Source organism: Streptomyces boncukensis (genome assembly GCF_011045075.1).
Classification (GTDB): Bacteria; Actinomycetota; Actinomycetes; order Streptomycetales; family Streptomycetaceae; genus Streptomyces; species Streptomyces boncukensis.
In genome coordinates this window covers 1-9,781 of sequence record NZ_JAAKZZ010000279.1, presented here as the reverse complement: position 1 = coordinate 9,781, position 9,781 = coordinate 1, and the positions used below count along the sequence as shown (strand labels likewise).

Here is a 9,781-nt window from a genome sequence, read left to right as displayed (position 1 = left end):
CCCGCTGCTGCGAAGGACCACTCGGCGCCGTCAGACCGTTCGACGCACCGTCCTGATTCACCGCGCTGCCCCGCACCACCGCCAACACCTCATGCCCGTTGCGCCGCGCGTCCGACAGCCGCTCCAGGACCAGCATGCCGGCGCCCTCGGACCAGCCGGTGCCGTCCGCCGCCGCCGCGAACGGCTTGCACCGGCCATCGCCGGCCACGCCGCCCAGCACTTCGAACTCGGTGAAGATGGTCGGCGTGGTCATGACGGTGACCCCGCCCGCGACAGCCAGCTCGCACTCCCCCGACCGCAGCGCCTGTGCGGCCAGGTGCAGGGCCACCAGCGACGACGAGCAGGCCGTGTCCACTGTCACCGCCGGGCCTTCGAGCCCGAAGAGGTAGGAGGCGCGGCCCGAGATGACGCTGGTGGCCGAGCCGGACACGACGTGTCCCTTGACCTCGGGCGGGAGGTCGGCGCCGACGCCGTAGTGGCTGGCGCCTGCGCCGAGGAACACGCCGGCCTGCCGGCCCCGCAGGGTGGCGGGGTCGATGCCCGTGTCCTCGAATGCCTCCCAGATCGTTTCGAGGGCCAGCCGTTGCTGCGGGTCCATGGCCAGGGCCTCGTGCGGGCTGATCCCGAACAGGTCGGCGTCGAACTGGGTCGCCGTGCCGAGGAAACCGCCGCGCAGGGCGAAGCGGGCGTCGGCGAGGTCCGCCTCCCAGCCGCGGTCGGTGGGGAACGAGGTCATCGCGTCGGTGCCCTCGGTGAGCAGCTGCCACAGTTGCTCGGCGCTGTCCGCGTCGCCCGGGTAGCGGCAGCTCATGCCGACGATGGCGATGGGTTCGTCGACCGGCCCCGATGCCGTCCGTGCCGTCGATACCGTCTCTGCCGTCTGTGCCGCGGTGGCCGTGGCCAGGCGGCCGACGAGTTCTCCCAGCAGGTACTCGGCGAGCGGGGCGGGGGCCGGGTAGTCGAAGACGAGGGTGGCCGGGAGCCGCAGGCCGGTCTCGGCGGCGAGGCGGTTGCGGAGTTCGACCGAGGTGAGCGAGTCGAAGCCGAGGTCCTTGAACGCGCGGCGGGGTTCGATGGTGTCGGTGGAGGCGTGGCCGAGGACGAAGGCGACCTGGGTCCGGATGACGTCGACGATCAGCGGGAGCTGTTCTTCGCGCGGGCGTCCGGCGAGGCGGTGGTTGAGGGACGAGGCGTCGGCGGCGCCGTCGTTCGCCGCCCGTCGCGGTGCGGGGCCGACCAGGCCGGACAGGATCCGCGGGACGGTCGCGGGCGCGGAGCCCAGGGCCGCGACATCGAGGTTCGCCGGGACCAGGTGCGCCCGGTGCGTGGTGCTCGCCGCGTCGAACAGGGCCAGGCCCTGTTCTGCCGACATCGGCGCCCCGAGGCGGGACGCGCGGGCCAGGTCGACGTCGGTCATCCGGCCGGTGACGCCGCTGGCCTCGGCCCACAGGCCCCAGGCGAGCGCCACCGCGGGCAGCCCTCGGTCGCGCCGGTACCGGGCCAGGGCGTCCAGGAAGCTGTTGGCCGCGACGTAGCCGCCCTGGCCGGCCGGGCCGAGTTGCGCGGCCACGGAGGAGTAGAGCACGAAGGCGGCGAGGTTGTGTCCGGCGGTCAGCTCGTGCAGGTTGACGGCAGCGTCCACCTTCGGCCGCAGGGCGTCGTGCAGCCGCTGCGTGTCGAGCGATTCGAGGACGCCGTCCTCGGCGACTCCGGCGGCGTGGACCACGGCGGTGAGCGGGTGGGCGGCCGGGAGGTCGGCGAGCGCGGCGCCGAGGGCCGCCCGGTCGGCGGCGTCGACGGCCAGCACGGTGGCCTGGGCGCCGAGCTGTTCGAGGTCGGCGACGAGCTCGGCGGCGCCGGGCGCGGCGGGGCCGCTGCGGCTGAGCAGCAGCAGGTGCCGGGCTCCGTGTTCGGCCACGAGGTGGCGGGCCAGGTGGGCGCCGAGGGCGCCGGTACCGCCGGTGATGAGGACGGTGCCGTCGGGGTTCAGGGCCGCCGGGACGGTGACGACGTTCTTGCCGATGTGGCGGGCCTGGCTGATGTGGCGGAACGCGGCGACGGCGTCGCGGATGTCCCAGGCCGTCACCGGGGGCAGCTCCAGGGCGCCACGGTCGAACAGCGCGAGGATCTCGGTCAGGATCTCGCCGAGCCGCCGCGGGCCGGCCTCGGTGGGGTCGAAGGAGCGGTAGCGGACGCCGGGGTGGTCGGCGGCCACTCGGGCGGGGTCCCGCAGGTCGGCCTTGCCCATGTCGGCGAGCCGGCCGCCGGGGGCGAGCAGGCGCAGGGAGGCGTCGAGGAAGTCGCCGGCGAGCGCGTTGAGGACGATGTCGATGCCGCGTCCGCCGGTGGCGGTCCGGAACCGGGTCTCGAAGCCGGTGGTGCGGGAGGACGCGATGTGCTCGTCGTCGAGGCCGGCCGCGCGCAGCGCTTCCCACTTGGCGGGGCTGGCGGTGCCGTAGACGTCGAGTCCAAGGTGGCGGGCGAGCTGGACGGCGGCGGTGCCCACGCCGCCGGTCGCGGCGTGCACGAGGACCGATTCGCCGGGCCGGGCCCCGGCGACGTCGACGAGTCCGTAGTACGCGGTGACGAACGCGACGGGCACGGTCGCGGCCTGGCTGAACGACCAGCCCCGCGGGATGCGGGCAAGCTGGGCCCGCGGAGCGGTGGCGACGCTGCCGAGGCCGGCGGGGACGAGGCCGAAGACGTGGTCGCCGGGGGCCAGGTCGGTGACGTCGGGGCCGGTCTCGACGACGATGCCGGCCGCCTCGGCGCCCATCGGGGCCGGTTCCGGGTACATGCCCAGGCCGATGAGGACGTCCCGGAAGTTGAGACCGGCCGCGCGGACGGCCACGCGGACCTGGTCGGGCTCCAGCGGGGAGGGGTCGGCGGGCACCAGGGCCAGGTTCTCCAGGGTGCCGGGACCGGTGGTGTCGAGGCGCCAGTCCTGCGCGTCCTCCGGGAGCGGCAGGCCGTCGGGTGCGGGCATCCGGACGAGACGGGGTGCGCACAGTTCGCCGGCGCGCAGCGCGAGCTGGTGCTCGCCGTGGTCGACGGCGTCGCGGACGGCGGTCCAGTCCAGGTCGCCGTCGACGGGTCCGTCGGTGTCGAGGAGGACGAAGTGGTCCGGGTTCTCGGACTGCGCGGTGCGTATCAGTCCCCAGACGGCGGCGCCGGCGAGGTCCGTACCGTCGTCGCCCGGGCCGGTGTCCACGGCGCCCCGGGTGGCGAAGACGAGCCGGGACGAGGCCGACCGTCCGCCGGCCAGCCAGCGCTGGATCAGCCCGAGGACGGCGGAGGTGGTCTCGTGGACGTGCTCGGCGATGTCGCCGCCGGCCGGGTCGAGGGGGCACACGACGAGGCCGGCGGTGGCCGCGTCGAGGGCCTCGGTGCCCGGCCCGTCGGGAAGGATGCCCACGTCGGCCGGTTGGCCGGTGCCGGTGCCGTTGCCGTCCGGCAGCGCGGTCCACTCGACGGCGAACAGCGAGGAGCGGATCGCGCGGGCCGCCGTCGGCTGCCCGGTCCGCGCCGGGCGCAGGGTCAGCGACCGCACGTCGGCGACCGGGCGGCCGGTGCTGTCGGCCGCCCGGATCGACAGGGCGTCGGGACCGGCGCCGGCCAGCCGCACGCGCAGCGCCGACGCGCCGGTGGCCAGAAGTGTCACGCCGGACCACAGGAACGGCAGCGGGGTGGCACCGGTGTCGTCGAGGAAGCCGCCGATGGTCGTGGCGTGCATCGCGGCGTCGAGGAGGGCGGGGTGCAGGTCGAACCCGGCGGTGTCCGGTGCGGCCGTCGGCGGCAGGACGATCTCGGCGTAGACGGCGTCGGCGGCCCGCCAGGCGCGGCGCAGGCCACGGAACACCGGTCCGTAGTGGTATCCGGCGTCGGCCAGCGTGGCGTCGTAGTAGCCGTCGAGGTCGACCGGTTCGGCGTCGGCCGGCGGCCAGGCCGACAGGTCGAAACGGGGCGCTTCGGCCGCGGTTTCGAGCAGGCCGGAGGCGTGGCGGAGCCACCCGCCTTCGCCACCTTGGCCGCCTTCGCCGTTTTCGGGCTGGGAGTGGATCGACACCTCGCGGTCGCCGGTCCCGGCCGGGAGGCCCACCCGGACCTGGACCCGGACGCCGCCGGTTGCGGGGAGGGGCAGGGGCTCGTGCAGGGTCAGCTCGCGGATGGTGCCGCAGCCGGCCTCCCGCGCGGCGCGCAGGGCCAGCTCGACGAAGCCCGTGCCGGGCAGGATCGCGGTGTCGAGGACCTTGTGGTCGTCGAGCCAGGGCTGCGCGGACCGCGACAGGCGTCCGGTGAGGACCAGGCCGCCGTCCTCGGCCAGCGGAACCGCCGCGGTGAGCACGGCGTGGTCGGTGCTCAGCTGGCCGGACGCGCCGGCGTCGCCGGCCGTGGGCGCCGACCGCAGCCAGTACCGCTCCCGCTGGAACGCGTAGAAGGGGAGGTCGATGCGCTCGCCGCCCCGGTCGGCGAGCACCGCGGTCCAATCCGTGCCGGTGCCGCGGGTCCAGCCGGTGGCGACCGCGTGCAGCAGCGCGGCGACCTCGGGGCGGTCGTCGCGCAGCGCGGGGGCGACCGCCATCGTCTCGGCGTCGTCCCGCTCGGCGAGGGTGTGCTGGGCCATCGCGCTGAGCACGGCGCTCGGGCCGATCTCCAGGAACCGGGTGGCGCCGTGGCCGGCCAGCCAGGACACGCCGTCGGCGAACCGGACGGCGTGGCGCACGTGCCGCACCCAGTAGGCCGGCGAGCAGATCTCCTCAAGGGGCACGGGAGCGCCGGTCAGGTTGGACACGATCGGGATGCTCGGCGGCCCGAAGGTCACGGTGGAGGCGACCGCGGCGAACCGTTCGAGCATCGGGTTCATCCGCGAGGAGTGGAACGCGTGCGAGACCCGCAGCCGGGTCGCCTTGCGGCCGGAGAGGGTCCAGCGCGCGGCGAGCTCCGCGACGGCGTCCTCGTCCCCCGAGATCACCAGCGCTGACGGGCCGTTGAAGGCCGCGACGTCGACCCGCCCCTCGTAGGCGACGAGAGCCTCGTTCGCCTCGGCCTCGGTGGAGGCGACGGCGAGCATCGCGCCGCCGGGCGGCAGTTCGGCCATCAGCAGGGCGCGGGCCGTGACCAGGGTGCAGGCGTCGTCGAGGGAGAGGACGTCGGCGACGTGCGCGGCGGCGAGTTCGCCGACGGAGTGGCCGAGGAGGTAGTCGGGACGTACGCCCCAGGACTCCAGTAGCCGGAAGAGCGCGACTTCGAGGGCGAACAGGGCGGTCTGGGTGTAGGCGGTCTGGTCGAGCAGGGCCGCCGCTTCGCTGCCGGGCTCTGCGAACAGCACCTCGCGCAGCGGCTGGTCGAGGTGCGGGTCGATGCGGGCGCAGACGGCGTCGAGCGCGTCGGCGAAGACCGGGAAGGCGCGGTACAGGTCGCGGCCCGCGCCGGGGCGCTGCGCGCCCTGGCCGGAGAACAGCAGCGCCATCCGCCCGTGCCCGGTGGTGCCGGTGACGACGGCGGGATCGGGCCGCCCCGCGGCAATCGCGTCGAGGCCCGCGAGCAGCGCCTCACGGTCGTCGGCGAGTACGACGGCACGGTGTGCCAGCCCGGTACGGGTGGCCGCCAGCGAGTAGGCGATGTCGTGGACGCCGGGCAGGTCGCGGCCGTCGGCGGCGAACTCCCGGAGCCGGGCCGCCTGCGCCCGCAGCGCGGCCGGGCCGGCCGCCGAGACCAGCCAGGGCACCGGTGCGCGGGAGGGCGGTTCGGCGACGGCGGTGTCCGGCACTGCGCCGGGAGCGGTGTCGGGAGCGGTGTCGGGAGCGGTGTCGGCCCCGGCGGGCACCGGCGGGGCCTGTTCCAGGATGACGTGGGCGTTGGTGCCGCTGACGCCGAACGACGACACACCGGCCCGGCGCGGCCGGTCGGCAGCGGGCCAGGCCCGGCCCTCGGCCAGCGGCACGACGGTACCGGCGGACCAGTCGACGTGGTCGGTCGGCTCCCGCAGATGCAGGGTGCGGGGCAGTGTGCCGTGGTGCATGGCCAGCACCATCTTGATCACGCCGGCGACGCCCGCGGCGGCCTGGGTGTGGCCGATGTTCGACTTGAGCGAGCCGAGCCACAGTGGTTCGGCGTCCTCGCCACGGTCCTGGCCGTAGGTGGCCAGCAGCGCCTGCGCCTCGATCGGATCGCCCAGCGGGGTCCCCGTGCCGTGCGCCTCGACGGCGTCCACGTCGGCCGGGGCGAGCCGCGCGTTCGCCAAAGCCTGCAGGACGACGCGCTGCTGGGCGGGCCCGTTGGGGGCCGTGAGCCCGTTCGAGGCGCCGTCCTGGTTGACGGCGCTGCCGCGCAGCGTGGCCCAGACCCGGTGCCCGTGGCGGCGCGCGTCCGAGAGGCGCTCCAGCACCAGGACACCGGCCCCCTCGGACCAGCTGGTGCCGTCGGCGGCAGCCGAGAACGGCTTGCAGCGGCCGTCGGCGGCCAGGCCCCGCTGCCTGCTGAACTCGACGAACGCATCGGGTGTCGCCATCACCGTGACGCCGCCGGCCAGCGCGACGGTGCACTCGCCGCTGCGCAGCGCCTGGCCGGCCAGGTGCAGCGCGACCAGGGAGGACGAGCAGGCGGTGTCGATGGTGGCCGCCGGGCCTTCGAGCCCGAAGGTGTAGGCGAGGCGGCCGGACGCGACGCTGGTGGCGGTGCCGGTGAGGACGTGCCCTTCGATGCCGTCCGGCAGCCGGGCTGCGCGGCCGTAGCCGGAGGCGATGACGCCCATGAAGACGCCGCCGGGGACGCCCTTGATCGCGGCCGGGTCGACGCCGGCGTCCTCAAGCGCCTCCCAGGACGCCTCCAGCAGCAGCCGCTGCTGCGGGTCCATGGCCAGCGCCTCACGCGGGGAGATGCCGAACAGTTCGGCGTCGAAGTCCCCGGCATCGCTCAGGAACCCGCCGCGGCGGGTGTAGGTCGTCCCCTGGCGGTCCGGGTCGGAGTCGTAGAGCGCGTCGACGTCCCAGCCCCGGTCGGCGGGGAAGTCGGTGATCGCGTCGTCGCCGTCGCACAGCAGCCGCCACAGCAGCGCCGGGCTGCTGGCCCCGCCGGGGAACCGGCAGCTCATGCCGACGATGACGATCGGGTCGTCGGCGCCGGGCGCGGCCATGGCCGCCGGGACGGCGGTGCCGGTGAGGCCAGCGGCGTCGGCGGTGTCGGTCGTGTCGGTCGCGTCGGTGAGGCCGCGGGCCAGGTGGCCGGCCAGGAGCTGCGCGCTCGGGTAGTCGAAGACGGCCGTGGTGGACAACGCCAGTCCGGTCGCGACCCGCAGCCGCCTGCCGAGCTCGACGGCCGTCAGCGAGTCGAAGCCGAGGTCCTTGAACGAGCGGCCCGGCTCGACGCTCTCCGGGTCGCCGTGGCGGAGGACCGCGGCGACCTGGGCGCGGACCGCGGCGAGCATCTCGTGCTCGCGCTCGGCTGCGGTCAGGGACGCGACACGGCGGGCCAGGTCCGGCTCGGCGTGCCGGCCGGGCGGCTCCGGCGGCGCCGCGGGCCGCAGCTCCGGCAGATCCGCGAGGAGCGGGCTCGGCCGCGCCGAGGTGAACGCGGCGGCGAACGCCGGCCACGCGATGTCGGCGACCACGACACACCCGTCACCGTGGTCGACGGCCTGGTCCAGCGCGGCCCGCGCCATTCCGGGCGCCATCCCGCTCAGACCGCGCCGGTGCAGGTGGTCGGGGCCGTGGCCGTCGGGGGCGGGGGCGTCGTCGGCCCAGGGGCCCCAGGCGACGCAGGTCGCGGGCAGGCCGCGGGACCGGCGGAACCCGGCGAGCGCGTCCAGATAGGCGTTGGCAGCCGCGTAGGCGCCCTGACCGGCACCGCCCCACGTTCCGGCGACGGAGGAGAAGAGGACGAAGGCGTCCAGCCGGGTGTCGCCGAGGGCGCGGTGCACGGCCGTGGCGCCGAGGACCCTGCCCGCCAGCGCCTGGTGGAACGCTTCGGGGCCGGTCTCGTCGACGGTGTCGGTGGCCGGCACCCCGGCGGTGAACACCACGGCGGACAGCGGGTCTTCGGCCGGTATCGCGGCCAGCAGCTCCTCGACGGCGTGCGGCTCTGTCACGGGGCAGGCGACGGCCGACGCCGGGACACCGGCGCCGGTCAGCTCCGCAGCGAGCTCCGCCGTGGCCGGGTCGTCGAGCCCGTTGTCGCTGACCAGCAGCAGTCGGGACGGGTTCCGGTCGGCGGCCCAGCGCGCTGCGTGCGCGCCCAGCGGGCCGTCGGCGCCGGTGACCAGCACGGTGCCGCCCGGCTGCCACCGCTCGGCGGTCCGCTCCTGCTGCGGCGCGCGCCGCAGCCGACGGGCGTAGGCGCCGGAGGGGCGCAGCGCGACCTGGTCCTCGCCGGTGCCGCCGGCGAGGAGGGCGGCGAGCCGTCCGCCGGTCCGTGCGTCGAGGGTGGCGGGCATGTCGATCAGCCCGCCCCACCGACGCGGGTGTTCGAGCGCGACGACTTGGCCGAGGCCCCACAGCTGGGCCTGGACCGGGTTGTCCGGCCGGTCGGAGCGGCCGGTCGAGACCGCGGCTCGGGTGGCGGTCCACACCGGGACGTCGAGGTCGGCGACGCCGAGGGCTCGCACGAGGGTCAGGGTGGCCGCGGCCCCGGCCGGGAGCGCGGCGGTGGACAGGCCCTCGTCGGCGAGTGCGGCGAGGTTGAATACGCCGGCCGGGTTCCGGTCGGACGCTTCGCGGATGCGGGCGGCGAGCGCGCCGGGGTCGGGGTCGGTTTCCCCGGTGTCGAGGGTGAGCTCGACGACGTCGGCGCCGGCGTGCCGGAGCGCGGTCACGGCGGAGCGGGCCGTGTCGGCGAGGGCGGTGGGGACGGTGGGGACGGCGACGAGCCAGGTGCCGGACAGCGGGCTCGTCGTCGGCAGCTCGGTAAGCGGCTTCCAGGATGCCTCGTAGCGCCAGGTGTCGATGACGGAGCGCTGCCGCCGTTCCCGGCGCCACGACGCCAGCGCCGACACCACCGAGCCCAGCAGCTGCGGTGCGTCGGACAGCTGCAGGGCGTCGGCGACCTCGTCGAGGTCTTCGCTTTCGACGGCGTCCCAGAACCGGGACTCGGCCGGGTCGGCCGACTGAGCCGTGCCCGGTGCGGACGGTGACGGTGCGTCGAGCCAGTAGTGCTGGTGCTGGAAGGCGTAGGTCGGCAGCGGGACCTGACGGCCGGTGAGCACAGTGGACCAGTCGACATCGGCTCCGGCCCTCCACGCCTCACCGAAGGCGGACAGCAGACGCCGCATACCGCCCTCATCGCGGCGGAGGGTGCCCAGCACAGCGGCCTCGCCGCCGGACGCCTCCACCGTCTCCTCGATACCGACCGTCAGCACCGGATGCGCGCTCACCTCGATGAACGTACGCATCCCCTGCGCCAGCAGCGACTGGACCGCGTCCTCGAACTCCACCGTGGAACGCAAGTTCTCAAACCAGTACGCCGCATCCAGCGGACCCTCGACCACGGCACCCGTCAGCGTCGAGCGCATCGGGACCGACCCGGCCACCGCCGACAGCCCGTCCAGATCCGCCAGGATCCGCTCGCGCAACTGCTCCATCTGCGGGGAGTGCGAGGCGTAGTCCACCTCGACACGCCGCGCGCGGATCCCCCGCCGCTCACACTCCGCCATCAGCTCATCCAGCGCGTCGGCCTCGCCGGAGACCACAGTGGAGGACGGACCGTTGACCGCCGCCACCGACACCCCACCAGCCCTGCCGGACATCAACTCCCCGACTGTCTCGCGCCCGGCGGCCAGCGACACCAT

General features: G+C 75.5%; 1 protein-coding gene. It reads right to left on the bottom strand.

Going from position 1 to position 9,781, the window contains the following annotated elements; translation table 11 throughout:
- The coding region (locus G5C65_RS23415) for a type I polyketide synthase (protein WP_165300894.1) at positions 1-9,781 on the bottom strand (9,781 nt) is incomplete at both ends.